Origin of the sequence: Aeromicrobium terrae (genome assembly GCF_008039565.1) — a bacterium.
GTDB classification, from domain to species: domain Bacteria; phylum Actinomycetota; class Actinomycetes; order Propionibacteriales; family Nocardioidaceae; genus Aeromicrobium; species Aeromicrobium terrae.
This window is the reverse complement of the sequence record NZ_VDUX01000005.1, coordinates 40,768-65,478: the sequence shown is the minus strand read 5'-3', so window position 1 is coordinate 65,478 and position 24,711 is coordinate 40,768. Positions and strand designations below refer to the sequence as shown.

The 24,711-nt window shown below is 71.5% G+C and carries 24 protein-coding genes; 6 read left to right on the top strand and 18 right to left on the bottom strand.

Annotation, left to right across the window (positions count from 1 at the left end; translation table 11 throughout):
• Positions 1–32 precede the first annotated feature (32 nt).
• The gene (locus tag FHP06_RS11375; RefSeq protein WP_147686839.1) at positions 33–911 is read left to right on the top strand and encodes an HhH-GPD family protein; all 879 of its coding nucleotides are present in this window, start codon (positions 33–35) and stop codon (positions 909–911) included.
• A 7-nt stretch (positions 912–918) separates the two neighbouring features.
• On the opposite strand, the gene FHP06_RS11370 is transcribed toward FHP06_RS11375, so the two are convergent.
• The 3 genes from FHP06_RS11370 to FHP06_RS11360 all read right to left on the bottom strand — a co-directional run bounded on the left by FHP06_RS11370 (position 919) and on the right by FHP06_RS11360 (position 6,140).
• On the bottom strand, positions 919–3,438 hold the full coding sequence (locus FHP06_RS11370) for an ATP-dependent Clp protease ATP-binding subunit (RefSeq protein WP_147686837.1): 2,520 nt from the start codon (positions 3,436–3,438) through the stop codon (positions 919–921).
• Between the two features lie 282 nt (positions 3,439–3,720).
• The gene (lysS, locus tag FHP06_RS11365) at positions 3,721–5,217 is read right to left on the bottom strand and encodes a lysine--tRNA ligase (RefSeq protein ID WP_230973491.1); all 1,497 of its coding nucleotides are present in this window, start codon (positions 5,215–5,217) and stop codon (positions 3,721–3,723) included.
• 65 nt (positions 5,218–5,282) lie between these two features.
• On the bottom strand, positions 5,283–6,140 hold the full coding sequence (locus tag FHP06_RS11360; protein WP_147686834.1) for a hypothetical protein: 858 nt from the start codon (positions 6,138–6,140) through the stop codon (positions 5,283–5,285).
• A gap of 57 nt (positions 6,141–6,197) precedes the next feature.
• Here FHP06_RS11360 and FHP06_RS11355 point away from each other — a divergent pair, with 57 nt between their 5' ends.
• Complete coding sequence (locus FHP06_RS11355; protein WP_147686832.1) at positions 6,198–6,851, top strand: PaaI family thioesterase; 654 nt, start codon at positions 6,198–6,200, stop codon at positions 6,849–6,851.
• Between the two features lie 3 nt (positions 6,852–6,854).
• Here FHP06_RS11355 and FHP06_RS11350 read toward each other — a convergent pair whose 3' ends face one another.
• The 5 genes from FHP06_RS11350 to FHP06_RS11330 all read right to left on the bottom strand — a co-directional run bounded on the left by FHP06_RS11350 (position 6,855) and on the right by FHP06_RS11330 (position 11,267).
• Complete coding sequence (locus FHP06_RS11350; RefSeq protein WP_147686831.1) at positions 6,855–7,634, bottom strand: type III pantothenate kinase; 780 nt, start codon at positions 7,632–7,634, stop codon at positions 6,855–6,857.
• Between the two features lies 1 nt (position 7,635).
• Positions 7,636–8,103 carry an aspartate 1-decarboxylase gene (gene panD, locus FHP06_RS11345; RefSeq protein ID WP_147686829.1) on the bottom strand — a complete coding sequence of 156 codons (468 nt, stop codon included), beginning with the start codon at positions 8,101–8,103 and terminating at the stop codon, positions 7,636–7,638.
• 1 nt (position 8,104) lies between these two features.
• The gene (gene panC, locus FHP06_RS11340; protein ID WP_147686827.1) at positions 8,105–8,938 is read right to left on the bottom strand and encodes a pantoate--beta-alanine ligase; all 834 of its coding nucleotides are present in this window, start codon (positions 8,936–8,938) and stop codon (positions 8,105–8,107) included.
• A gap of 2 nt (positions 8,939–8,940) precedes the next feature.
• Entirely contained in the window at positions 8,941–9,819 is an 879-nt protein-coding gene (locus tag FHP06_RS11335) for a Rossmann-like and DUF2520 domain-containing protein (protein ID WP_269140142.1), read from the bottom strand.
• Positions 9,820–9,905: 86 nt separating this feature from the next.
• Positions 9,906–11,267, bottom strand: a complete 1,362-nt coding sequence (locus tag FHP06_RS11330; protein ID WP_147686823.1) for a glycosyltransferase family 2 protein — start codon at positions 11,265–11,267, stop codon at positions 9,906–9,908.
• Between the two features lie 104 nt (positions 11,268–11,371).
• On the opposite strand from FHP06_RS11330, the gene FHP06_RS11325 reads away from it, so the two are divergent.
• From FHP06_RS11325 to FHP06_RS11310, 4 genes are read left to right on the top strand one after another with little or no spacing between them, the layout of a single operon-like run.
• Positions 11,372–12,283 (top strand): SAM-dependent methyltransferase, encoded by a 912-nt coding sequence (locus FHP06_RS11325; RefSeq protein WP_147686822.1) that lies wholly within the window; start codon positions 11,372–11,374, stop codon positions 12,281–12,283.
• Between the two features lie 4 nt (positions 12,284–12,287).
• Entirely contained in the window at positions 12,288–13,760 is a 1,473-nt protein-coding gene (locus FHP06_RS11320; RefSeq protein ID WP_147686820.1) for a polysaccharide pyruvyl transferase family protein, read from the top strand.
• Positions 13,757–14,902 (top strand): NADH-quinone oxidoreductase subunit D, encoded by a 1,146-nt coding sequence (locus tag FHP06_RS11315; RefSeq protein ID WP_147686818.1) that lies wholly within the window; start codon positions 13,757–13,759, stop codon positions 14,900–14,902. Before FHP06_RS11320 ends, FHP06_RS11315 begins: the two co-directional genes overlap by 4 nt.
• The gene (locus FHP06_RS11310; RefSeq protein WP_147686816.1) at positions 14,899–16,599 is read left to right on the top strand and encodes a DUF885 domain-containing protein; all 1,701 of its coding nucleotides are present in this window, start codon (positions 14,899–14,901) and stop codon (positions 16,597–16,599) included. Before FHP06_RS11315 ends, FHP06_RS11310 begins: the two co-directional genes overlap by 4 nt.
• Position 16,600: 1 nt before the next feature.
• On the opposite strand, the gene FHP06_RS11305 is transcribed toward FHP06_RS11310, so the two are convergent.
• From FHP06_RS11305 to FHP06_RS11260, 10 genes are all read right to left on the bottom strand, one after another.
• A complete protein-coding gene (locus tag FHP06_RS11305) occupies positions 16,601–17,095 on the bottom strand; it encodes a DUF3180 domain-containing protein (protein ID WP_147686814.1) in 495 nt (164 codons plus the stop codon).
• On the bottom strand, positions 17,095–17,658 hold the full coding sequence (folK, locus tag FHP06_RS11300; protein ID WP_147686812.1) for a 2-amino-4-hydroxy-6-hydroxymethyldihydropteridine diphosphokinase: 564 nt from the start codon (positions 17,656–17,658) through the stop codon (positions 17,095–17,097). Before folK ends, FHP06_RS11305 begins: the two co-directional genes overlap by 1 nt.
• A complete protein-coding gene (folB, locus tag FHP06_RS11295) occupies positions 17,655–18,032 on the bottom strand; it encodes a dihydroneopterin aldolase (RefSeq protein WP_222706458.1) in 378 nt (125 codons plus the stop codon). Before folB ends, folK begins: the two co-directional genes overlap by 4 nt.
• A 3-nt stretch (positions 18,033–18,035) precedes the next feature.
• Positions 18,036–18,476: a nuclear transport factor 2 family protein gene (locus FHP06_RS11290; RefSeq protein WP_222706457.1), complete on the bottom strand. Its 441-nt coding sequence runs from the start codon at positions 18,474–18,476 to the stop codon at positions 18,036–18,038.
• Positions 18,473–19,312 carry a dihydropteroate synthase gene (folP, locus tag FHP06_RS11285; protein ID WP_230973490.1) on the bottom strand — a complete coding sequence of 280 codons (840 nt, stop codon included), beginning with the start codon at positions 19,310–19,312 and terminating at the stop codon, positions 18,473–18,475. The genes FHP06_RS11290 and folP overlap by 4 nt, the downstream gene beginning before the upstream one ends.
• Entirely contained in the window at positions 19,309–19,884 is a 576-nt protein-coding gene (gene folE / locus FHP06_RS11280; RefSeq protein WP_147686810.1) for a GTP cyclohydrolase I FolE, read from the bottom strand. Before folE ends, folP begins: the two co-directional genes overlap by 4 nt.
• Positions 19,881–21,860, bottom strand: a complete 1,980-nt coding sequence (gene ftsH / locus FHP06_RS11275; protein WP_147686808.1) for an ATP-dependent zinc metalloprotease FtsH — start codon at positions 21,858–21,860, stop codon at positions 19,881–19,883. The genes folE and ftsH overlap by 4 nt, the downstream gene beginning before the upstream one ends.
• A gap of 137 nt (positions 21,861–21,997) precedes the next feature.
• On the bottom strand, positions 21,998–22,555 hold the full coding sequence (gene hpt, locus FHP06_RS11270) for a hypoxanthine phosphoribosyltransferase (protein WP_147686806.1): 558 nt from the start codon (positions 22,553–22,555) through the stop codon (positions 21,998–22,000).
• A gap of 10 nt (positions 22,556–22,565) precedes the next feature.
• Positions 22,566–23,507 carry a tRNA lysidine(34) synthetase TilS gene (tilS, locus tag FHP06_RS11265; protein WP_187271906.1) on the bottom strand — a complete coding sequence of 314 codons (942 nt, stop codon included), beginning with the start codon at positions 23,505–23,507 and terminating at the stop codon, positions 22,566–22,568.
• Between the two features lie 82 nt (positions 23,508–23,589).
• Positions 23,590–24,633, bottom strand: a complete 1,044-nt coding sequence (locus FHP06_RS11260) for a zinc-dependent metalloprotease (protein ID WP_147686802.1) — start codon at positions 24,631–24,633, stop codon at positions 23,590–23,592.
• Between the last annotated feature and the right edge of the window lie 78 nt (positions 24,634–24,711).

The following is a 24,711-nucleotide window of genomic DNA, read 5'->3' as shown; positions in this document are numbered from 1 at the left end:
GGCGGAGACCGGCGTGCGAGGATCGACGCGCCATGACCGCCCACGACGACCTTCACCGCCGACTCCTGGACTGGTTCGCCGTCGAGGCGCGCGACCTCCCGTGGCGGCGCGACACGTCAGGCTGGTCGGTGCTGGTGTCGGAGGTGATGCTCCAGCAGACCCCGGTCAGCCGGGTGCTGCCGGTCTACGAGGCGTGGATGCGGCGCTGGCCGACGCCTGCCGCGCTCGCCGCGGACTCTCCCGGCGACGCCGTGCGGGCGTGGGGCCGCCTCGGCTACCCGCGACGCGCGCTGCGGCTGCACCAGGCGGCCGTCGCGATCACCGAGCGGCACGGCGGCGAAGTGCCCGACGAGCACGCCGCGCTGCTCGCGCTGCCGGGCGTCGGCGAGTACACGGCCGCCGCCGTCGCGTCGTTCGCGTTCGGGCAGCGGCACGCGGTGATGGACACGAACGTCCGCCGGGTCTTCGCGCGCGTGGTCGAGGGCCAGGCGTTCCCGGCACCGTCGGTCACGGCGGCGGAGCGCGCCATGGCGACGTCGCTGCTGCCCGAGCACGACGCCCACCGCTGGGCGGCGGCCACGATGGAGCTGGGCGCCGTCGTGTGCTCCGCACGGTCACCGCGCTGCGACGCCTGCCCCGTCGCGGACCTCTGCCGCTGGCGCGCAGCCGGCTACCCCGAGCACGACGGCCCGCCGCGACGCGGCCAGGCGTGGCACGGCACCGACCGCCAGGTCCGCGGCCGCCTCATGGCGGTGCTGCGCGAGTCCGAGGGGCCGGTGCCGAAGGCCGCGTTGGACGCGGCGTGGGAGGACGCCCAGCAGCGCGAGCGCTGCCTCGACTCCCTGGTCGCCGACGGCCTGGTGGACCCGGTCGGGGACGGCGCTTATGCGTTGCCCGGCCACGGGCCTTGACCGTTGCTTACTCCGAGGTGCCGGTACCGGCCTCGACCGCGGGAACGGTCTCGGCGTCGGGGAGCTCGAGCTCGGCCTTGGCCGTGCCGGTGAACGTGAACACGGCCTCGGGACCCTCGCCCTCCACGTCGACGAGCACGATCTGCCCGGCGCGCAGCTCACCGAAGAGCATCTTCTCGGCGAGGGTGTCCTCGATCTCGCGCTGCACCGTGCGGCGGAGCGGGCGAGCGCCGAGCACGGGGTCGAAGCCCCGGGTGGCGAGCAGCTCCTTGGCGGCGGGCGTGAGCTCGATGCCCATGTCCTTGTCCTTGAGCCGCTGCTCCAGGCCGTCGATCATCATGTCGACCATCTGGATGATCTCGTCCTGCGTGAGCGGCGGGAACACCACGACCTCGTCGACGCGGTTCAGGAACTCCGGGCGGAAGTGCTGCTTGAGCTCCTCCGACACCTTGGCCTTCATCTTGTCGTACGAACCGGCGACGTCGTCCGTGCGGCTGAAGCCGAGGTTGACGCCCTTCGAGATGTCTCGGGTGCCGAGGTTCGTGGTCATGATGATGACCGTGTTCTTGAAGTCGATGACGCGGCCCTGGGAGTCGGTCAGGCGACCTTCCTCCAGGATCTGCAGCAGCGAGTTGAAGATGTCCGGGTGGGCCTTCTCGACCTCGTCGAACAGGACCACGCTGAACGGCTTGCGGCGCACCTTCTCGGTGAGCTGGCCGCCCTCTTCGTAGCCGACGTAGCCGGGAGGCGAGCCGAACAGCCGCGAGACGGTGTGCTTCTCGCTGTACTCGCTCATGTCGAGCTGGATCAGCGCGTCGTCGTCGCCGAACAGGAAGTTGGCGAGGGCCTTGGACAGCCACGTCTTGCCGACGCCCGAGGGCCCGGCGAAGATGAACGACCCGCCGGGACGGCGCGGGTCCTTCAGGCCGGCACGCGTGCGCCGGATGGCCCGGGAGAGCGCCTTGATGGCCTCGTCCTGACCGATGACGCGCTTGTGCAGCTCCTCCTCCATGTTGAGCAGGCGGCCGGACTCCTCCTCGGTGAGCTTGACGATCGGGATGCCGGTCGCCAGCGCCAGCACCTCGGCGATGAGCTCCTCGTCGACGACGGCGACGACGTCCATGTCGCCGGCCTTCCACTGCTTCTCGCGCTCGCCCTTGGCGACGATGAGCTTCTTCTCCTCGTCGCGGAGCGCGGCGGCGGCCTCGAAGTCCTGGGCGTCGATGGCGCCCTCCTTGCGCATGCGGACGTCGGCGATCTTCTCGTCGAACTCGCGGAGGTCCGGCGGAGCCGTCATGCGACGGATGCGCAGTCGGCTGCCCGCCTCGTCGACCAGGTCGATGGCCTTGTCGGGCAGGAACCGGTCGGAGACGTAGCGGTCGGCCAGCGTGGCGGCCGCGACCAGCGCCTCGTCGGTGATGGTGACGCGGTGGTGCGCCTCGTAGCGGTCGCGCAGGCCCTTGAGCATCTCGATGGTGTGCGCGATCGACGGCTCGGCGACCTGGATCGGCTGGAAGCGGCGCTCCAGCGCGGCGTCCTTCTCGAAGTGCTTGCGGTACTCGTCGAGCGTGGTGGCGCCGATGGTCTGCAGCTCGCCGCGGGCCAGCATCGGCTTGAGGATGCTGGCGGCGTCGATGGCGCCCTCGGCCGCACCGGCACCGACGAGGGTGTGGATCTCGTCGATGAACAGCACGATGTCGCCGCGGGTGCGGATCTCCTTGAGCACCTTCTTCAGGCGCTCCTCGAAGTCGCCGCGGTAGCGGGAGCCGGCGACGAGCGCACCGAGGTCGAGCGTGTAGATCTGCTTGTCCTTGAGCGTCTCCGGGACGTCGCCCTTGACGATGTCCTGGGCGAGACCCTCGACGACGGTGGTCTTGCCGACGCCCGGCTCGCCGATGAGGACGGGGTTGTTCTTGGTGCGGCGGCTCAGCACCTGCATGACCCGCTCGATCTCGTTGGAGCGACCGATGACGGGGTCGAGCTTGCCCTCGCGGGCGGCCTGCGTGAGGTTGCGGCCGAACTGGTCGAGCACGGCGGACGTGCTGGGCGCGGACTCGCTCGGGGCGCCGGCGGCCTCGGCCTCCTTGCCCTGGAAGCCGCTGACCAGCTGGATGACCTGCTGGCGGACGCGGTTGAGGTCGGCGCCGAGCTTCACCAGCACCTGGGCGGCGACGCCCTCGCCCTCGCGGATCAGGCCGAGCAGGATGTGCTCGGTGCCGATGTAGTTGTGGCCGAGCTGCAGCGCCTCGCGGAGGCTCAGCTCGAGGACCTTCTTCGCGCGCGGCGTGAAGGGGATGTGGCCGCTGGGGGCCTGCTGGCCCTGGCCGATGATGTCCTCCACCTGCCCGCGGACGGCCTCCAGCGAGATGTCGAGGCTCTCCAGCGCCTTCGCGGCGACGCCCTCGCCCTCGTGGATCAGGCCGAGGAGGATGTGCTCGGTGCCGATGTAGTTGTGGCTGAGCATGCGCGCCTCTTCCTGGGCGAGCACGACGACGCGCCTGGCGCGGTCGGTGAACCTCTCGAACATTCGTCCCCCTCGGACTCGGGTTCTTCGTCTTTTCAGTCTAGGTGCGGACGGGAAACCTCGCGGAGGTTGTCCGTATACGTCATCCAACTGACACCGGGGGTCAGGTGTTCCGGCCGTTCGCCGTCGGCGTAACCCTTACTTCGCACACGGCATCGGGACGTTTACCAGGTTCAGTAGGCAAGCCGACACATCTGTAGGCAAATCTGCCCTGGGATGTGCAGGTTTGCCTCGGGACGTCGTATCGCGAGCGAAGTTTGCCTACTGAACCTGGTAAACCAACCACTACTCGCGGCGGGACAGCGGGAAGAGGATCGCCTCGCGGATGCCGATGCCCTGCAGGAGCATCACGAGGCGGTCGACGCCGAGGCCCATGCCTCCGGCCGGCGGCATGCCGAACTCCAGGGCGCGGAGGAAGTCCTCGTCGACGTCCATGGCCTCCGGGTCGCCGGCGGCGGCCAGCCGGGCCTGCGCCTCCAGACGTTCGCGCTGGATGACGGGGTCGTTGAGCTCGGAGTACGCCGGGGCCAGCTCGACGCCGTTGATGATCAGGTCCCACGCCTCCACCAGGCCCGGCGTGGTGCGGTGGCGCTTGGCCAGCGGGCGGACCGACTCGGGGTAGTCGCACACGAACGTCGGCGTGATGAGGGTGTGCTCGACGAGCTTCTCGAACAGCTCGAGCACGATCTCGCCGGTGCCCCACTCCGGGCGCAGGGCCACCTCGTGCTTGTCGGCGATCGCGCCGAGGTCCTCCACGGGGGTGTCGAGGGTGATCTCCTGGCCGACGGCCTCCGAGACCAGCTGGTGCAGCGTCGCGCGCCGCCACTCGCCCTCGAGGTCGATCTCGGACCCGTCGCGGGCCGGGACGACGGTCTTGCCGACCGCCCGCGCGGCGTTCACGACGAGCGCCTTCGTGAGGTCGGCCATCGTGTCGTAGGAGCCGTACGCCTCGTAGGCCTCGAGCATCATGAACTCGGGGTTGTGGGTGTTGTCGACACCCTCGTTGCGGAACGTCTTCCCGATCTCGTAGACGCGGTCGACGCCGCCGACGAGCGCGCGCTTGAGGTGCAGCTCGATGGCGATGCGGAGCAGGGCGTCCTCGTCGAACGCGTTGATGTGCGTGTCGAACGGGCGGGCCGCCGCGCCGCCGTTGGTGTGCTGCAGGACGGGCGTCTCGACCTCGATGAAGTCGCGGCCGTCGAGCGTCGCACGCAGCGACTGCAGGACCTTGGCCTTCACCCGGACGTTGTCGCGGGCCTCGGGACGGACGATGAGGTCGACGTAGCGCATGCGGCTGCGCGCCTCGTCGGACAGCGGCTTGTGCTCGACCGGCAGCGGCCGCATGGTCTTGGCGGCCAGCTGCCAGGTGGTGGCCATGACGGACAGCTCGCCGCGGCGGCTGGTGATGACCTCACCGGTGACAGCCAGGTGGTCGCCGATGTCGACAAGGCTCTTGAAGTCGGCCAAGCGCTCCTCGCCGACGAGGTCGAGCGACAGCATCGCCTGCAGCTCGGTGCCGTCGCCCTCGCGCAGCCGGACGAAGCAGAGCTTGCCGGTGTTGCGCAGGAAGATGACGCGGCCGGCGATCGAGACCGTCTCGCCGGTGTGAACGTCGGGACCCAGCGCCTCGGCGTCGTGCGCCTCGACGACCTGCCGCAGGGTGTGGGTGCGCTCGACGACGACCGGGTAGGGGTCCTCGCCGCGGTCGACCAGCTGCTGACGCTTCTCGCGCCGCACCCGCAGCTGCTCGGGCAGGTCGTCGGCGGACTCGTCGGCACTCACACGGGTCAGGCTACCGAGCGTCGTCGGCGGCAGGGATCTCGGTCGCTAGCGGCGGAGCCGCGACGCTACCGAGCGTCCGCGCAGAGCTTCGGCGTGGCGTCCGGCTTCGACGCGTCGACGGTCATCACCGTCCGCCGTGGGGGCTTCGGGATGTCGGCCTTCGACCCGATGCCCGTGTACCGCACGGTCACGGTGGCGTTGTCGATGAAGTCCCGCCCGGAGTCCTTGGCGTCGGCGGAGAGCTTCTCCAGGTCGATCTCCTGCTCCTTCAGCGCCTTCTTCAGGTCGACGAGGTCGTACGTGACCGACGCGAACGTCTTGCCGCGCAGTGTCACCAGGGCCGGGATGCGGGCGTCCGGGTCGAAGTCCTCGGGCAGCTTGGTGACCAGCTTCGGCAGCGCGGCGCCGAGAGCGTCGAGGACGCGCACGCGCGCCAGCACCGCGTCCTTCTCGTCCTCCACGACGCCCATGGCGACGGGGTCCAGCACCAGGCTCGCCGCGTACGGCAGCGGTGCGGCGTCGACGTCGCCCTCGTACCGCACCCAGCACTGCTGGAACGCGCTGCCCTGCGGGTCGTTCGTGGCGAACTGGACGTACGACCGGCCGCCGACGAGCCGGGTGCGCACCCGCGTGGTGACCTTCCCGACCTTGACCTTGAGCGTGTAGTCGGCCGCCTCGCGCTTCAGGTCGAAGCTGCCGGTCGTCGAAAAGGGCGCGGACGGGATCCGGACCGAGAACGTCGCCGTGCGCTTGATCTTCAGCGTGCCCTCGGCGAAGTCCAGCCGCTCCTGAGCCGTGCCCTTCGACCCGTCCTCGACGGACCAGTCGGCGACGCGCACCGGGTCGTCCGGTGGCAGCAGGCTGCACGACGCCGGGACGAGCGCCGCCGCCAGTGCGGCTGCGGCCACCGAGATCGCGCGCACGGCAGCAATCTAGTGGCGGCCGGTGGCTCGATCGGGCCCTTCCCTAGGATCGAGCGCATGCACGGCTACGTCCACGACGAGATCGGCCCCGACGAGCTCGCCCGGCAGGAGGCCCTCTACGGACCGCTCGCCCAGGCCGTCCGGGAGCTGGCCGACGCCGTGATCCGCACCGAGGTGCCGGAGGAGACGGTGCGCGAGGCCCAGTCCGAGGTCGAGGCGATCACCAAGCGCCTGCGCGAGCAGCAGATGGAGTCCTCGTACGGCATCCGCTTCAACGCCGACGGGCACGCCCGCGCCTGGGGCAACGCCGTCGTCGGGCTCCGCAACCCGGTCGCTCCCCCGCTGGAGGTCAAGCGCGACCCCGTCGGCAAGGCGTGGTCCGACTTCCACCTCGGCGCCGGCTACGAGGGCCCGCCGCACCTGGTGCACGGCGGCGTCGCGGCCCTGATCCTCGACCAGATCCTCGGTGAAGCGGCCGGCGCCGGCGGCAAGCCGGGCATGACCGGCACCCTGACCCTCCGCTACCGCCGCGGCACCCCGTTGGGCGACCTGCACGCCGAGGCCCACATCGACCGCGTCGAGGGCATCAAGACCTACGCCGTCGGCCACATCAGCGACGCCGAGGGCGTCACCGTCGAGGCCGAGGGCGTGTTCATCCTCCCCAAGTGGGCCCGCGAGGAGCCCGCGACGCCTCGAGAGCGGTTCGAGTAGCCGTCAGTCGTGGTTCTTCTCGTGCACCAGCCGTAGGCCGGTGAGGGTGAGGAACGGGTCGCGGGCGGTGATGGTCTCGCAGTGGTCGACGACGGCGTCGGGGAACGAGCCGGTGACGACAACGGCGACGTCCTCGGCGTCCACGTCCATGGTGTCGATCATGCGGCGGACGATGCCGTCGACCTGGCCGGCGAAGCCGTAGACGACGCCCGACTGCACGGCCTCGACGGTGTTCTTGCCGACGACGCCGCGCGGCTTGGCGAGCTCGACGCTGCGCAGCTGGGCGCCGCGGCGGGCGAGCGCCTCGAGGGAGATCTCCACGCCCGGGGCGATGGCGCCACCGAGGTAGGCGCCGTCCTCGTCGACGACGTCGAAGATCGTGGCCGTGCCGTTCATGTCGACGACTATCGCGGGGCCGCCGTACAGCTCGGCGACGGCGAGCGCGTTGACGATGCGGTCCGCGCCGACCTCGCGCGGGTTGTCGGTGTTGATCGAGACGCCGGTCTTCACGCCCGGGCCGACGATCGAGACCGGGGCACCGGCGTAGTAGCGCTCGATCATCGCGCGGATCTCGACCAGGATCGACGGCACCGTGCAGCAGACGCTGACCGCGGTGACCTCCGCGAGCGTCGTCCGCGTCACCAGGCCCTGGAGCACCAGGTACCACTCGTCGGACGTGCGCCGGACGTCGGACGCCACGGTCCAGTGTGCGCTCAGCTCCTCCTCGCGGAAGATGCCCAGCGTGGTGTGGCTGTTGCTGATGTCCAGCGCGAGGAGCGACATGTCAGTGACTGACCAAGGGATTGTCGACCACATCAGCCGCCCGCGGCCCGGCACCCCCGCCGATCACATCGCCGCGGATCAGGCCCGAGCCGGGCAGCGCCTCGGCCGGGTCGGAGCCGGTGCCGATGATCCGGTTCTCGGAGTCGACGAACACGACGCTCGGCTCGAACTCCCGCGCCTCGGCGTCCTCCATCTGGCCGTAGCCGATGAGGATGACCAGGTCACCAGGGTGCACGAGCCGGGCGGCGGCGCCGTTGATGCCGATCACGCCCGAGCCGCGCTCGCCGGCGATCGTGTAGGTCTCCAGGCGCGCGCCGTTGTCGATGTCGACGATGTGCACGAGCTCGCCCGGCAGCAGGTTCGCCGCGTCGAGCAGGTCCTCGTCGACCGTCACCGAGCCCACGTAGTGCAGGTCGGCCTGCGTCACCGTGGCACGGTGGATCTTGGACTTCATCATCGTGCGCAACATGTCAGGCCCCTCCGAGCGTGAGTGAGACGTTGTCGATCAGACGCGTGGTGCCGACGCGTGCCGCCGTGAGCAGCCGGGCGTCGTGACCCGGGACAGGATCGCCCAGGTCGGGACTCGTCAGGGCCAGGTAGTCGAGGTCGACGCCGGGGGCGTCGTCGAGGACGGCGTGCGCGGCCGCGAGGACGGCCTCCGCACCCTGGTCGCCCGCCGCCGCTCCGGCGCGCAGGGCGCGCGAGAGCGCGGTGGCCTGCTGCCGCTCGGCGTCGGACAGGTACTGGTTGCGCGAGCTGAGGGCCAGGCCGTCGGCCTCGCGCACGGTGGGACAGCCGACGACGTCGACGCCCAGCCGCAGCTCGCTCGCCATCTGCCGGATGAGCACGAGCTGCTGGTAGTCCTTCTCGCCGAACACGCCGACGTCGGGACGGACCAGGCCGAACAGCTTGGCCACGACGCGCAGCACGCCGGCGAAGTGGGTCGGACGGGACGCGCCCTCGAGGATCGTGCCGAGCGGGCCCGGCTCGATGCCGATGCCGCCGTCGAGGCCGTTCGGGTACATCGTCTCGATCTCGGGGGCGAAGACGACGTCGACACCGGCTTCGTCGCAACGCTCGAGGTCGGCCTCGAACGTGCGCGGGTAGGTGTCGAAGTCCTCTCCCGGCGCGAACTGCGTGGGGTTGACGAAGATCGACGCGACGAGCGTGTCGGCGAGCGGCCGGGCGTGCTTCATCAGCTGCACGTGGCCGTCGTGGAGCGCGCCCATCGTGGGCACGAGCGCGACGGTGGACGCCCCGCGGGCGTCGGCGAGCTCCTGAGGCGTACGGACGACGGTGACCATGGTCAGGCCTCGATCCGCTCGCCGGCGAGCTCGTCGAAGTCGCGGCCGATGCGGTCGGCCGTGGCGCGGGCGAGCGCGACGTAGGTGTCGCGGACCTCGGTGTCCTCGAGAGCGTCCAGGTGCGCCCGGACGGTGGTGGCGTCGCCGCGCTTCACCGGACCGGTGAGGGCGGCGTCGCCGTAGTCGAGCGCGTTGGACAGGGCGGCGCCGAGCAGCGGCCGCAGGACGGCGGCGGGGTCGGCAGCGCCGGCCTCCTCCGCCATGACGCCGCGCAGCAGGTCCATCGACTGCGAGACCAGCGTGACCAGGTGGTTCGCGCCGTGCGCGAGCGCCGCGTGATAGGTGACGCGGTCCGCCTCGTCGATCCACACCGGCGTGCCGCCGAGGTCGGCGACGAGCGACTCCGCGACCTCCTTCTCGGCCGGGCCTGCGGTGAGCCCGAAGACGCACGCCCGATCCAGGTCGACCTCGGTGCCGGTGAACGTCATCGCCGGGTGGAAGGCAATGGGTCGAGCGCCGCGACGAGCCAGCGCCTCGAGCGCGCCGGTGCCGTGGCGGCCACTGGTGTGCAGCACGACCTGGCCCGCACGCACGTGCGGCGCGAGCTCCTCGGCGAGCGAGACGAGGGAGTCGTCCGGCACGGCGAGCATCAGCACGTCGGAGCGGCGGACGACCTCGGCGGGGTCGAGGACCTCGACACTGTGCCCATTGATCGGGGGCAGCAGCGTCTGCACGCGCAGCACGGAGGCGTCGGAGCGGGCGCTCACGAGGACCGGGTGGCCGGCGGCGCGGAGCTTGGCGGCGAGGACGGAGCCGACTCGACCGGCACCGATCACGCCAACGGTTGAACGCGTCATGCGTTGTTGCCTCTTTCGTTCCAGTCCCGCGAGGGGTACCAGACGTCTTGGACACCTTCAGTCTATGCCGGGGCGCCAGCACGCGACACCGGAAGGACGCGTGCGACGCGTCACAGCCTGGGGGGCTTGACGCGGTGCTTCCGGGACTCCTGACGACCGGGCACGCTGAGCTCGAGCACCAGCTCGCCGTCGGTGGGGCGGGGGCCGGTGAGCGTGCGGCCGCTGCCGGGGTAGGCGCGCTCCGTGCCGGCGCGCGAGACGAACACGGCGTCGTCGCCGTTGGGGTCGACGTCCATCCGGCGGCCGTCGAGCGTGGCCACCAGGTCTGCGGCGTCGGCGAAGGGGAACCACGCCCGGACGTCGATCTCCACGCCGTCGCGGGTCCGCCGCACGTCGCGGACCGAGCTGCGCATGGCCGCCTGGTCGGCGGTCAGCTCGTACGCCTCGGGCGGGACGGGGTCGCTGCCCCAGCCGGGCAGGAGCGCGGTGGCGCCGTCGCACGGGTGCAGCTGCGGCTGGAGGCCCTCGGCGCGGACGAACCGCCAGATGCGGTCGTGCTCGCCCTGCTCCAGGAGTGCGTAGAGCACGCGGAACTGCGCGGGGACCTCAGCACGGAACCGGTCGGCCGGCACGGCGGAGACCAGCCGCGGCACCCGCTCGACGAGGACGGCGAGGTACGCGTCGTCGTCGGTGCGGTCGAGCTTGAGGCAGGAGTTGGGCACCATGTGCTGCAGCAGCTGGAGCGCACGCTCGGCCCGCACGTCGGGCAGCGGCTCGAGCAGCCTCAGCGTCTCGTCGGCGACGTCCATCCGCGCCATGACGTTCTCGACGGTGACCTGGCCCTGGGAGATCGACGTCTCCTGCCGGCGCCAGCTGTAGCCGACGACGTCGGTGATGTCGATGGCCGACGCCTCGCGGTACGCCGTGATGTTGAGGATCTGGTCCTGGTACCGCTTGCCCGGAGGGAACTCCAACCCCGCGGCGTCCCAGAACGAGCGGCGGAAGACCTTGGAGCAGGCCGTGGTGTTGACCATGACGTCGGGCCGCTCGACGAGGGTCACACCGGTGGCCGGTCGGCGGTGCAGCGCGCGGATCCACGGGGCGGCCGGCACATGGCGCTCGCCGTCGAGGCGGTCGTAGGGCATCACCGCGACGTCGGAGCCGCTCTCCTCCAGGCTGCGGACCGCGGCCGCGATGCCGTCGGGCGTGACGGTGTCGTCGGCGTCGACGAACGTCAGCAGCTCGCCGGTCGCGACGGCGATGCCCGCCGAGCGCGCGGCATTGACCCCCGCGTTCGCCTGCGTGATGACCCGGACCCGCGAGTCCTTGGCGTGACGACGGGCGATCTCGGCGCTGCCGTCGGTGGAGCCGTCGTCGACCACCACCACGTCGAGCGGCCGGTAGCGCTGTCCGAGGAGGGAGCGCAACGACTCGTCGAGGTGGTCCTCGGCGTTGTAGACCGGGACGACCACGCTCAGGAGCGGACCCCGCCGCACGGGGCGTCCGCGGAGCAGCCTCCGCACCCTCCCCGCCACTCTCGACACGCCGCGAGCATAGCGACGCCTACGGTGTGGCCATGACCTCCGCAGTCCCGTGGCGGGACGCCTGGAAGCACGCGCTCTACGGCCCCGACGGGTTCTTCCGGCGGGACCGCCCGGCCAACCACTTCCGGACGTCGGTCACCGCCTCCACCGTCTTCGCCGAGGCGATCGCCCGCCTGTGCGCGCAGGAGGGGCTGGGCCACGTGGTCGACGTGGGCGCCGGCGGCGGGGAGCTGCTGGCCGTGCTCCACGGGATCGACCCGTCGCTGCGGCTCACCGGCGTCGAGCTGGCCCCGCGCCCGCATCTCCCCGCCGCCGTCGGCTGGACCGACGAGCTCCCTGAGACCGTCGAGGGCCTGCTGATCGCCCACGAGTGGCTCGACAACGTTCCCTGCGACGTCGTGGAGCTCGATGACGAGGGAGTCGTGCGGCTGGTCGAGGTCGAGCCGGACGGCACCCAGCACCTCGGTGACCCGTATGTGTCGGACTGGCTGGACCGCTGGTGGCCGCTCACCGAGCCCGGCGCGCGGGCAGAGGTGGGGCAGCCGCGCGACGACGCCTGGGCCGACGCCGTCGGCCGGGTGCGCGGCCTGGCCCTCGCAGTCGACTACGGCCACACGCTGGACGCGCGACCCCCGTACGGGACGCTGACGTCGTACGCCGAGGGCCGGGAGGTGGACGTGGCCCCGGACGGCCGCCGCGACGTCACGGCACACGTCGCCGTCGACGCGGTCGCGGAGCGCACGGGGGCCACGCTGCAGCGCCAGCGCGACGCCCTCGCCGCCCTGGGCGTGGACGGCACCCGGCCGCCGCTCGACCTCGCGACGTCGGACCCGTCCGGGTACGTCGCTGCGCTCGCCAGGGCCGGCGAGGCCGCCGAGCTGCGAGCACGGGGCGGATGGGGCGACTTCTGGTGGCTGACGACCGACACCCGCGTGCCAGACTGAGCCCATGGCGCGGTTGCTCATCCGTTCGGGCAAGGATCCGTTCACGCCGGTGGTCGCCGAGTCGACCCTCACGCAGGACGTCTTCAACTCGAACTCGGGCAACTACCTCTTCCAGCACTCCGTCTGGAAGGCGCTCGCGATCGACGGCGCCGAGCTGGTCAGCAACAGCACGCTCTCCGAGCGCACCTCGCCGGAGCCGGGCGACGCCGACCGGATCAACGAGACGTTCGACCACGTCGTCATCCCGCTCGCCAACGCGTTCCGCCCCGAGTTCGCGCCCCGCCTCGACCGGCTGAGCGAGCTCCTCGAAGGCGTCACCGTGCCGGTCACGGTGGTCGGCATCGGTGCGCAGGCCGCGCACGGCCAAGGCGTGGAGTCGTTGTCGGAGATCGACGACTCCGTGCGCCGGTTCGTCGCTCAGGTGCTCGACCGGTCGGCCTCCATCGGCGTGCGCGGCGAGTTCACCAGCTCCTACCTGCAGCGACTCGGCTTCCCCGCCGACTCGATCGACGTGATCGGCTGCCCGTCGCTCTTCCTGCACGGGCCCGACCACCGCGTCGAGCGCCGGGTCGCGTCCATCGACACGGACAGCCCGCTCGCACTGAACCTGACGCCAGAGGTACCGGGCGTCGGCGCGTTCGCCACCGCGCAAGCCGAGCGGCACCCCAACCTCACCTACATCGGCCAGGACGCCAACGACCTCCGGCTGCTGCTGTGGGGCGTGCCGTTCCCGCACGTCGACGACCTCGCGGTGCCGGTCCACCTCCACCACCCGCTGTACCAGCAGGACCGGATGCGGCTGTTCCTCGACACCTGGCCCTGGTACGACTTCCTGGCCACGCAGGACTTCGCGTACGGCACCCGGTTCCACGGCAACGTCGCCGCGCTCCTCGCCGGCACCCCGGCCATGCTCCTGGCGCACGACTCGCGCACGTCCGAGCTCGCCGACTACCACCGCATGCCGGTGCGGTCGATGCCCGAGCTGTCGGCCGACGTCAAGGCGGAGGAGCTGTTCGACGCCGCCGACCTCGACGGCTTCAACGCCGCGCTGCCCGAGGGCTTCGCCCGCTTCACCGCGTTTCTGGAGCGCAACGGGCTCGAGCACCGCTGGCAGGACGGCCGCTCCGGAGCCGAGTTCGACGCCCGCCTCGCCGCGGCCACGTTCCCGCCGCCCGTCCACCCGCTCGTCGCGGCTGACGGGAGCGAGATCGCCTCGCGGCTGCAGTGGCTGCGCGACGGCATGGTCCTCGACATCACCCGGCACGCCCAGGCGTACGAGCACCCGTACCCGCACCCGCCGTGGCGCGGCGCCGGGAGCCGCCACGCGCGCATCCTCGCCACCACCGAGGACAAGCTGGCCGCGCAGAGGCGTCAGATCGAGGAGCTCACCGCCCGGATCGACACCCTGGAGCGCACGACGCTCGTCAGTCTCGTCCGCAAGGTCGTCCGCCGGGTCCGGCGGTGGTTCGCGCGATGACGGAGGTCACCACCACCGTCGGCGGCGCCGGGTTCGCGACCACCGACATGGTTCTGAACATCGGCCCGCAGCACCCGGCCACGCACGGCGTGCTGCGCCTGCGGCTGACGCTCGACGGCGAACGGGTCGTCGCGTGCGAGCCGATCATCGGCTACATGCACCGCGGCGTCGAGAAGCTCTTCGAGGTCCGCGACTACCGGCAGATCATCGTGCTGGCCAACCGCCACGACTGGCTGAGCGCGTTCAGCTCCGAGCTCGGGGTCGCCCTGGCCGTCGAGGACATGCTCGGCATGGAGGTGCCGGAGCGGGCCACCTGGATCCGCACCCTGCTGGCGGAGCTGAACCGCGTTCTCAACCACCTGATGTTCCTCGGCTCGTACCCGCTGGAGCTGGGCGCGATCACGCCGATCTTCTACGCCTTCCGCGAGCGCGAGACGCTGCAGGAGGTCATGGAGGAGGTCTCCGGCGGCCGCATGCACTACATGTTCAACCGGGTCGGCGGCCTCAAGGAGGACCTCCCGGCCGGCTGGCTCGGCCGGGCCGACGCCGCCGTCGCCACCGTCCGCTCGAGGCTCCGGCAGATCGAGGACCTGGTGCTCGGCAACGAGATCTTCGCGGCCCGCACGAAGGGCGTCGGCGTGCTGTCGCCGGAGCTCGTGCACGCGTACGGCGTCTCCGGCCCCATCGCCCGGGCCTCCGGCGTCGACATCGACCTGCGCCGCGACGAGCCCTACCTGGCCTACGCCGAGCTGGGCGCCTCGCTGACCGTGCCCGTCCGGCAGGAGGGCGACTGCTACGCCCGGTTCGCCGTGCTGCTGGAGCAGGCCAAGACGTCGCTCCGGCTGGCCGACGCCTGCATCGCCCGCCTCGCCGACCTCGAGCCGGGGCCGGTCAACGTCCGGCTGCCCAAGATCCTCAAGGCGCCGGAGGGCTCCACGTACGTGTGGACCGAGAACCCGCTGGGCCTCAACGGCTACTACCTGGTCTCGCGCGGCGAGAAGACGCCGTGGCGGATGAAGCTGCGCACCGCCTCGTTCAACAACGTGGCCGTGCTGCCCGAGATCGTCGCCGGCTGCGTGGTGGCCGACCTGGTTGCCGTGCTCGGGTCGATGTTCTTCGTCGTGGGTGACATCGACAAGTGACCACCGAACGGCAGCCGAGCGACCTCGACGCGCTCGCGGACGAGTGGGCCGAGACCCTCCTGGACCTCGACCCGGAGTGGCACGTCGAGCTGGGCCGGCCGGGCCGCGAGGGCGACTACGGCGACCTCTCCCCCGACGGCCACGCGGCGCGCCGGGAGGCGACGGCGGCCATGCTGGCGCGCGTGGACGCAGCCGAGCCCGCCGACGCGGTCGACCAGGTGACGAAGCTCGAGCTGCAGCGCGTCCTGGGCATCGCCGTCGAGCAGCACGACGCCGGGTTCTGGCGTCACGACCTCAACGTCATCGCGTCGCCGGCCCAGAACGTCCGGGACATCTTCGACCTGATGCCCACCGCGTCGGCCGCCGACTGGGCCCACGTCGCCACGCGACTGGGCAACGTCCGCGCGGCGGTCGACGGCTACGTCGAGTCGCTGCGCGCCGGCATCGAGGCCGGCGACACCCCGGCGATCCGCCAGGTGGTCGAGGTGGCCGACCAGGTCGAGCGGCAGGCGGAGCCGGACGGCTTCTTCGCCGCCCTCGCCCTCCGCGGCGGCGACGCCGGTCTGCCGGCGTCCCTGGTCGCCGACCTGGAGGGCGGGGCGGAGTCGGCCCGCGCCGCCTACAGCGTGCTCGCCCGGTTCCTCCGTGACGACCTCGCCCCGCACGCCCGGGAGCGCGACGCCGTCGGGCGTGACGTGTACGCGCTGGCGTCTCGTGGCTTCGTCGGCGCGGAGATCGACCTCGACGAGACCTACGAGTGGGGCGTCGAGGAGCTGGCCCGGATGGTGGCCGAGCAGGAGGCGATCGCGCGGCAGATCGTGCCCGGCGGGACGGTCGCCGATGCCGTGGCGCACCTCGACGCCGACCCGTCCCGGATGTTGCAGGGCACCGACGCCCTCCAGGCGTGGATGCAGGAGACCAGCGACGAGGCGATCGATCACCTGGCCGGCGTCCACTTCGACGTGCCCGAGCCGATGCGCCGGCTGGAGTGCATGATCGCGCCCACGCAGCTGGGCGGCATCTACTACACCCCGCCGAGCGAGGACTTCGCCCGCGCCGGCCGCATGTGGTGGAGCGTCCCCGAGGGCGTCACCGAGTTCGGCACCTGGCGCGAGCGCACCACCGTCTACCACGAGGGCGTCCCCGGCCATCACCTCCAGTGCGGCTACGCCGTGTGGAACCGCGGCGAGCTCAACGCCTGGCGGCGCAGCATGAACTGGAACTCCGGGCACGGCGAGGGCTGGGCCCTGTACGCCGAGCGGCTGATGGCCGACCTCGGCTTCCTCGACGACCCCGCCGACCGGCTGGGCATGCTCGACGGCCAGCGCATGCGGGCCGCCAGGGTCGTGCTCGACATCGGCGTCCACCTGGAGAAGCCGATGCCGGCCGCCCTGGCGGGGGTGCCGGGCCGTGGGCGGCGAGATGAGCAGAGCACCTGGACCGGTGATGCCGCGTTCGGCTTCATGGCGCAGCACGTGAACATGAACGCGCCGTTCGTGCGGTTCGAGGTCAACCGCTACCTCGGCTGGGCCGGACAGGCGCCGTCGTACAAGGTCGGGCAGCGACTGTGGGAGCAGCTGCGCGACGACGCCCGGGCCGCCGCCGGCGACGCGTGGGACCCCCGCGACTTCCACCGCCAGGCACTCGCCGTGGGCAGCGTCAGCCTCGGCACGCTGCGCGACGTGGTCCTGGGCTGACTCAGGCCGGGGTGGCGTCCGGGGCGTTGCGGCCCTTGGACCCGTTCTCGTCGTCGTCCTCGGGGAGGCGGCACGCGCGCTCCAGCAGCAGGGAGGCGACGAGGACCAGGACGGCCGCTCCGGCGGCGAACCCGCTGTGCACGGCGCGGTCCTGGCCGAGCGGCGTGTCGACGTCGCCGAGGAACGCGAGCGCGTAGCCGCCGTAGCCGCCGATGCAGAGGCAGCCGACGATCACGCACGACTTCGACGTGGCCAGCAGCATGAGCGCGTGATCGGAGGAGATCCGGCGCTCCTGCTTGTGCAGGCTCTGCCAGGTGCTCCAGGCGAGACCGCCGACGACGAGAGCGATGACGAACAGGCCGGCTGCGGCGCCCCAGCCGACCAGCGGGGCGTGCCGGTCGAGACGATCGGCGATCGGACGCACCAGGAGGCCGATGACCAGTCCGCCGGCGACGAGCAGAGCGACGAACAGCGCGGAGGTACGCCGGCCCGGCATCACAAGATGATCTCGAGGTCCTCGCGCTTGGTGACTCCGGTCGTGTCGACCTGGCTGATCAGGTCGGCCAAGAACCCCTGGCCGGGGATCTCGCCCTCGGGATCGATCTCCAGCCACGGGACCAGCACGAAGCCACGCTCATGCGCGCGTGGGTGAGGGAGCGTGAGCTGCTCGTCGTCGCACACACGGTCGCCGACGACCAGCAGGTCGACGTCGAGCGTGCGCGGGGCGCCGGGCTCGGAGCGTTCGCGACCGAACGCCTCCTCGATCGCGAGGGCGCGGTCGAGGAGCGTGTGCACGGTGAGCGTCGTGTCGATGAGCACGACGGAGTTGAGGAACGGGCCCGAGTCCGCGGTCGCGCCGATCGGCTCGGTCTCGTAGACGGAGGAGACCGCCACGATAGTGACCTCAGGCGTGTCCTCGAGCGCCGCGACGGCGCCCTGCAGGCGCGCGAGCCGGTCACCGAGGTTCGAGCCCAGCGACAGGACGGCCTGGCGGATGGGCCTCATGCCACCCGTCATCGTGTCCGCGTCGAGCACGTACGGTGTGGGCGACTCGGTCACTGCTTGCTCCGCTCTATCGTCACGCTGACGTCGGTGAATGCCACCGGGATGGGCGCTTCGGGCTTGTGCACCGTCACGCTAGCCCACCGCACCTGGGGGTGCGACAAGCACAAGTCCACCATACGGAGCGCGACCGACTCAATGAGGTCATCGGGCTCGCTGACGAGCTCGTCGTGGATGCCCTGGGCCAGCACGCCGTAGTCGACGGTGGCGCTCAGATCGTCGCCCCGAGCGGCCGGTCCGAGGTCGAGGCCGAGGCTCGCGTCGACGATGAACGTCTGCCCGTCGCGCCGCTCGTGCTCGAAGACGCCGTGGTGCGCGCGGGCGGTGACGCCGCGGAGGTCGATGCGGTCCAGGCCGTCAGGGCATGCCATCGCTCAGGGCTCCTCGGGGGCTTCGGGATCGATGTCGATGACCGGGGAGGCGTGCCGCGACCAGAACTTCCACGGCCCGCTCGACCGGTCGCGGACCAGGATGCTCGTGCAGACCGCCTTGCCGCCGCTGAACGCGTCGACGGACTCCACGCCCTCGCCGGACAGGATGTTCTCCGTGCAGGTCACGACGGCCGTGTCGGGCTCCTCCGCGCCGGGCGGCATCGTGTTGACCTCGACGTCGGTGAGGAAGAACTGGATGTAGCCGACGTTCGCCATCAGCAGGGTCCAGGACCGGAGCACCGCGTCGGTGCCGCGCAGCGGCTCGGCGCCGGGATGCACGCACGACGTATGGACGTCGTCCACCCACAGCGACGACATCAGGTCGACGTCACCGGTCTCCACCGCGTCGTAGAACGCCCGGTGCGTGCTCAGCACGTCGCTCACCGTCCCTCCTCTTGCGCCAGCCGCGCGACCACGCGGACAGCATCCGCGGAGGGACCTGCCTCGTGGACGCGGACGCACCAGACGCCCGCCCGGGCCGCGACCGTGGTCAGGGCCGCGGTGGCGTCCTCGCGGTCGTCAGTGGGCCGCAGCTCGTCGCCCTCGGCGAGCAGCTCGCCGAGGAAGCGCTTCCTGCTGGCCGCCACCATCACCGGGTACCCCAGCTCGGTGAACGCATGCAGGTTCGCCAGGACCGTCCAGTTCTGGTCGCCGGTCTTGGAGAAGCCGAGGCCCGGGTCGACCACCACCTGCTCCGGGCGCACGCCGGCGCCGAGGGCCGCGTCGACCTGGGCGGTCAGCTCGCGGACGACGTCGGCCACGACGTCGTCGTACTGGGTGAGCTTCTGCATGGAGTCGGAGTGCCCGCGCCAGTGCATCAGGACGATCGGGACGCCGGCCTGGGCGGCGAGCTTGGTCATCCGCGGGTCAGCCCGGCCGCCGGACACGTCGTTGACCAGCGACGCACCTGCCTCCAGCGCCCGCTCGGCCACCTCGGACCGCATCGTGTCGACGGAGACGGTGACACCCTCCGCCACGAGCCCGGTGACCACCGGGATGACGCGGCGCAGCTCCTCCTCGGCGTCGATGCGCAGGGCGCCGGGCCGGGTGGACTCACCCCCGACGTCGACGAGGTCCGCACCCTGGGCCACGAGGTCGAGGCCGTGCCGCACGGCGGTGGGCGGGTCGAGCCACCTCCCGCCGTCGGAGAACGAGTCGGGCGTGACGTTCACGACGCCCATCACACGGCAGCGTCCGAGGTCCCGCAGGATCTCGCTCATGACCCCGATCGGTGCCCGATGAGGCCCATGGCCTCGGCGCGGGTGGCCGGGTTGAGCAGCTGTCCCCGCACGGCGCTGGTGATGGTCTTGGCGCCGCCCTTGCGGACGCCGCGCATGGACATGCACAGGTGCTCCGCCTCGATGACGACGATGACGCCCCGCGGCTCCAGCACCTCGGTCAGCGCGTCCGCGATCTGCGTGGTGAGCCGCTCCTGCACCTGCGGGCGACGGGCGTAGACGTCGACCAGGCGGGCCAGCTTCGACAGGCCCGTGACGTGGCCGCCCTCGCGCGGGATGTAGCCGACGTGCGCGACGCCGGTGAACGGCACCAGGTGGTGCTCGCACATCGACCACAGCTCGATGTCCTTGACCAGCACGAGCTCGTCATGACCGACGTCAAAGGTGGCGGTGAGGACCTCGCGCGGGTCCTGGTCCATGCCGGCGAGCAGCTCGTCGTACGCCTTGGCCACCCGGCGCGGGGTGTCGCGCAGCCCGTCGCGCTCAGGATCCTCGCCGATGGCGATGAGCAGCTCGCGGACCGCGGCCTCTGCGCGCGGCAGGTCGACGCTCATTCGGGGGCGGGCTGGTCGGGGCTCGGCGCGTCTGGCCCGGAGTCGGGACCGACCACGACACCGGTCTCGGGTCCGCGACCGTTCGTGGAGCCCTCGACCGGCGGGATGGAGGACGGCGCCCGGGTCTCCGAGCCGGTCCAGGCCGGGCGGATCTCGCGGCGGCGCAGGGGCTGGAAGATCTCCGCGACCTCGGCCTTGTCGAGCGTCTCTCGCTCGAGCAGCTCGACGACCAGCGTGTCGAGGACGTCGCGGTTCTCCTCGAGGATGTCGAAGGCCTCCTGGTGGGCCTGGTCGATGAGCTTCTTGATCTCCTCGTCGATGACGCCGGCGACGGACTCGGAGTAGTTCCGGGCGTGGCCGATGTCGCGGCCGACGAACGGCTGCGAGTCGTCGTCGCCGAAGCGCACCGCACCGAGGCGCTCCGTCATGCCGTACTGCGTGACCATGGCGCGCGCCAGGTTGGTGGCCTTCTCGATGTCGTTGCCCGCGCCCGTGGTCGGGTTGTGGAAGACGAGCTCCTCCGCCGCGCGGCCGCCGAGCATGTACGCGAGCTTGTCGAGCAGCTCGGCGCGCGTCTGCGAGTACTTGTCCTCGTCGGGCAGCACCATCGTGTAGCCGAGGGCGCGGCCGCGGGGCAGGATCGTGATCTTGTGCACCGGGTCGCTCTGCGGGAGCGCCGCGGCGACGAGCGCGTGGCCGCCCTCGTGGTACGCGGTGATGGTGCGCTCGTGGTCGTTCATCAGGCGCGTGCGCTTCTGAGGTCCGGCCATGACGCGGTCGATGGCCTCGTCGAGCGCGGCGTCGTCGATGGTCTTCTGGCTGCTGCGGGCGGTGAGCAGGGCGGCCTCGTTGAGCACGTTCGCGAGGTCGGCGCCGCTGAAGCCCGGTGTGCGGCGGGCGACGGCCTCGAGGTCGACGTCCGTGCCGATGGGCTTGCCCCGCGCGTGCACGCGCAGGATCTGGGTGCGTCCCTGCAGGTCAGGAGCCTCGACGCCGACCTGACGGTCGAAGCGGCCCGGGCGCAGCAGCGCGGGGTCGAGGACGTCGGGCCGGTTGGTGGCCGCGATCAGGATGACGCCGCCGCGGACGTCGAAGCCGTCCATCTCGACGAGGAGCTGGTTCAGCGTCTGCTCGCGCTCGTCGTGGCCGCCGCCCATGCCCGTGCCGCGGTGCCGGCCGACGGCGTCGATCTCGTCGATGAAGACGATGGCCGGGGCGTTCTGCTTGGCCTGCTCGAACAGGTCGCGGACGCGGCTCGCGCCGACGCCGACGAACATCTCGACGAAGTCGGAGCCGGAGATCGAGTAGAACGGCACCCCGGCCTCGCCGGCGACCGCGCGGGCCAGCAGCGTCTTGCCGGTGCCGGGCGGGCCGTACAGAAGCACGCCCTTGGGGATCTTGGCGCCGACGGCCTGGAACTTGGCCGGCTCCTGGAGGAACTCCTTGATCTCGCCGAGCTCCTCGATCGCCTCGTCGCAGCCCGCGACGTCGGCGAACGTGGTCTTGGGGGTGTCCTTGGTGATGAGCTTGGCGCGCGACTTGGCGAACTGCATGATGCGTCCGCCGCCGCCCTGCATGGTGTTCAGGAAGAACAGCAGCAGGATGAAGATGAGCACGAGCGGCAGGAAGTTGATGAGGATCGTCATCAACGCGCTCTGCTTGGGCACCTCGACGTCGAACGTCTTGAGCTTGCCGTCGGCGACCTTCTTCTCGGCCTGCTCGACGAGGCGCGCGCCCTGGTCGCCCAGCCACTTGGCGCGGACCTTCTTGCCGTCCTTGAGGGTGGCCTTGATCTCCTGGTCGCCGTCGACGAACGTGACGTCCTTGATCTTGTCGTCCTGGAGGTAGGTGACCATCGTGGCCGTGCGGATCTCACGGCTGCCGTCGGAGCCGGACGTCAGGAGGACGCCGATGACGATGGCGGCGATGATGGCGATCCACAGCCACGGACCGCGGAACAGGCGCTTGGAGATCATGGACAGCAGCGGGGAAGCCCCACTCCTCCTCGAGGGTGTCGTCGGTAGTCAGACGGTACACGCCGCCCGGTCACCTCTAGAACGAGCGGCCACCGCCCCACGTTCCGCTGTTCGCCCTCGGCAAACACGCTGATCGCCTACGAATACACGTGCGGCGACAGCGTGCCGATGCAGCGGAGGTTGCGGTAGCGCTCGGCGTAGTCGAGGCCGTATCCGACGACGAAGGCGTTGGGGATGTCGAAGCCGACGTACCGGACGTCGACGTCCATCTGCAGGGCCTCGGGCTTGCGGAGGAGCGTGGCGATCTCGACGGACGCCGGGCCGCGGGACCGCAGGTTCGCGATCAGCCAGGACAGCGTGAGGCCGGTGTCGATGATGTCCTCGACGACGAGCACGTGCCGGCCGGCGAGGTCCGTGTCGAGGTCCTTGAGGATGCGCACGACACCGGAGGACTTGGTCCCGGACCCGTACGACGAGATCGCCATCCAGTCCATCTCGACGTGCCGGTCGAGGCTGCGCGCGAGGTCGGCCATCACCATGACCGCGCCCTTGAGCACGCCGACCAGCAGGAGGTCCTTGCCGTCGTAGTCGCGCTCGATCTCCGCCGCCATCTCGCGGAGCCGGCTGAGGATCTGGTCCTCGGTGAACAGGGTCTGCTCGAGATCGAGGTCGCCCTCGACGTGCTGCTGATCCACGAGGATCACCCTAGGACGTGGCGAAGCGGAGCGCTCCGTCGACCCGCGCGGCGCTCACGCGGCCCGGCAGCTCGACGCGCTGCTGGCCGTGCCAGTCGGTGATCAGCCGGTCGAGCTCCCGGAGGTGGACGGCCGCAAGCTCCGACGCGTCCGCCCCGGCGTCGAGGGCGAGGCGGCGCAGGACGCGCGACCGCAGCGCGGGCGGCAGGGCCGCCAGGGTCTCGACGTCGTGCGGCTCGGCGACGTCGGCCGCGAGGGCATCGAGCAGGTCGGTGTCCTGGCGCAGCTGCTCGGCGGTGCGCGCGAGCGCCTCGGCCACGCCGCCGCCCAGGACGTCCTCGAGCAGCGGCAGCGCCTCGTGGCGGAGGCGGGACCGCCGGAACGACGGGTCGGTGTTGTGCGGGTCCGTCCACCACGTCAGGCCGGAGGCGGTGCAGATGCGCTCGGTGTCGGCGCGGCGCAGGCCGAGGAACGGACGGCGGACGAGGCCGTCGCGCTCCGGCATCCCGGCCAGCGACCGGGGCCCGGAGCCGCGGCCGAGCCCGAGGAGCACGGTCTCCGCCTGGTCGTCGAGCGTGTGCCCGAGCAGGACGGCCTCGGCCTGGCGGGTGCGGAGCACGCCGTACCGCGCGTCGCGGGCCGCGGCCTCCGGTCCTCCGTCGGTGCCCACGTCGACGCGGACGACCTCGGCTTCCAGCCCGAGCTCGCGAGCCTGGGCAGCGGCCTTCTCCGCGACGACGGCGGAACCGTCCTGGAGCGCGTGGTCGACGACGACCGCGCCGGCGAGCCAGCCCTCGCGCGGTGCCAGGAACGCCAGACAGGCGGCCAAGGCTAGTGAGTCGGCTCCCCCGCTCAGCGCCACCTCGACGCGCGCGCCGGGCTCAAGGTCCGTCAGCGCCGCGAGCACGGCGCGTCGCCCCTCCGCCACCGCCGGATCCAGCCGCGGTCCCATCAGCCCACCTTCCCGCTGAGCGTGACATTTTCGCCCATAAATCGGTCAAATCCGGGCGAAAACGTCACTCCCACGGTGGACGTCAGCCGTGGACGCGGGCGACCCAGGCCGCGGGGTCGAGGATGTCGGTCTGGGTGGGCAGGTTCGCCGGCTCGGCCCAGACGGCGTTGAAGCCGTCGCGGCCGACCTTGTCGTTGACCTCGCGGACGAACACGGCTCCGTCGCGGTACTGGCGCATCTTGGCCTCGAGGCCGAGCAGTCGGCGCAGCACCCGGTCGACCGCCCCGGCACCCTTGCGCCGGCGCTCGAACTTCTCGCGGATCTCCGCGACGCTCGGGATGACCTCCGGTCCGACGCCGTCCATCACGACGTCGGCGTGGCCCTCCAGGAGCGACATGATGCCGGTGATGCGGCCGACGATCTCGCGCTGCTGCTCGTTCTGGAACAGGTCGGCCAGCGACGACTCGGACTCGCCCCGCAGGATCCGGATCAGCTCGGCCGCGCCGTCGCTGACGAACCGGGTGAGGGCGGCGGAGTCCAGCTCGGTGGACTCGGCGAACTCGGCGATGAGTTCGCGCAGGTGGTCGCGGAGCCACGGGACGGCGGTGAACTGGACCCGGTGGGTCTCCTCGTGCAGGCAGACCCAGAGGCGGAAGTCGTGCGGGTCGACGTCGAGCTGCCGCTCGGCCTGCACGATGTTGGGCGCGACGAGCAGCAGCCGGCCGTCGGGCGCGGACGGGGCGTCGGTGAACGGGTCGAACTGGCCGAGCACCTTGCCCGACATGAAGGACATCAGCGCGCCCACCTCGGCGCCGGTGAGCTTGGAGCCCACGGACCGCGCGGCGCCGGTGGGGAGCTTGTTCTCCGACGCGAGACGGTCGATGACCGGCTCGAGCATGATCCGGAACGTCGCGAGGTTGGCCTCGACCCAGCGCCGCCGGTCGACGACCAGGACCGGCGCGTGCGCCTTCGACTCCAGGTCGGTGAACTCGCGCACCGGCGCCTCGGAGACGGCCGCCGCCTCGCGCAGCTCGGCGACCACGTCGTCGACCTCGGCGGCCGACAGGTCAGGCCCGGGTCGTGAGAGCCGCGACGCCGTCTGCAGCGCGACGTTCCAGTCGATCATGGGCCCAACCTACGTCCGAAGGCCGAGCGAGCCCTGGCGAGCGAGCGTCTGAGGAGGTTGAGCGCGTCACGCCGAAGG

Excerpts from the sequence above, each read along its gene's own strand:
- folE (WP_147686810.1), bottom strand. The coding sequence starts at position 19,884 with ATGAGCGTCGACCTGCCGCGCGCAGAGGCCGCGGTCCGCGAGCTGCTC.
- FHP06_RS11355 (WP_147686832.1), top strand. The coding sequence starts at position 6,198 with ATGCACGGCTACGTCCACGACGAGATCGGCCCCGACGAGCTCGCCCGG.
- ftsH (WP_147686808.1), bottom strand. The coding sequence starts at position 21,860 with ATGATCTCCAAGCGCCTGTTCCGCGGTCCGTGGCTGTGGATCGCCATC.
- folB (WP_222706458.1), bottom strand. The coding sequence starts at position 18,032 with ATGGCATGCCCTGACGGCCTGGACCGCATCGACCTCCGCGGCGTCACC.
- FHP06_RS11375 (WP_147686839.1), top strand. The coding sequence starts at position 33 with ATGACCGCCCACGACGACCTTCACCGCCGACTCCTGGACTGGTTCGCC.
- folP (WP_230973490.1), bottom strand. The coding sequence starts at position 19,312 with ATGAGCGAGATCCTGCGGGACCTCGGACGCTGCCGTGTGATGGGCGTC.
- panD (WP_147686829.1), bottom strand. The coding sequence starts at position 8,103 with ATGTTGCGCACGATGATGAAGTCCAAGATCCACCGTGCCACGGTGACG.
- tilS (WP_187271906.1), bottom strand. The coding sequence starts at position 23,507 with ATGGGACCGCGGCTGGATCCGGCGGTGGCGGAGGGGCGACGCGCCGTG.
- FHP06_RS11370 (WP_147686837.1), bottom strand. The coding sequence starts at position 3,438 with ATGTTCGAGAGGTTCACCGACCGCGCCAGGCGCGTCGTCGTGCTCGCC.
- FHP06_RS11315 (WP_147686818.1), top strand. The coding sequence starts at position 13,757 with ATGACGGAGGTCACCACCACCGTCGGCGGCGCCGGGTTCGCGACCACC.
- FHP06_RS11320 (WP_147686820.1), top strand. The coding sequence starts at position 12,288 with ATGGCGCGGTTGCTCATCCGTTCGGGCAAGGATCCGTTCACGCCGGTG.
- FHP06_RS11350 (WP_147686831.1), bottom strand. The coding sequence starts at position 7,634 with ATGTCGCTCCTCGCGCTGGACATCAGCAACAGCCACACCACGCTGGGC.
- FHP06_RS11305 (WP_147686814.1), bottom strand. The coding sequence starts at position 17,095 with ATGCCGGGCCGGCGTACCTCCGCGCTGTTCGTCGCTCTGCTCGTCGCC.
- FHP06_RS11325 (WP_147686822.1), top strand. The coding sequence starts at position 11,372 with ATGACCTCCGCAGTCCCGTGGCGGGACGCCTGGAAGCACGCGCTCTAC.
- panC (WP_147686827.1), bottom strand. The coding sequence starts at position 8,938 with ATGGTCACCGTCGTCCGTACGCCTCAGGAGCTCGCCGACGCCCGCGGG.
- FHP06_RS11260 (WP_147686802.1), bottom strand. The coding sequence starts at position 24,633 with ATGATCGACTGGAACGTCGCGCTGCAGACGGCGTCGCGGCTCTCACGA.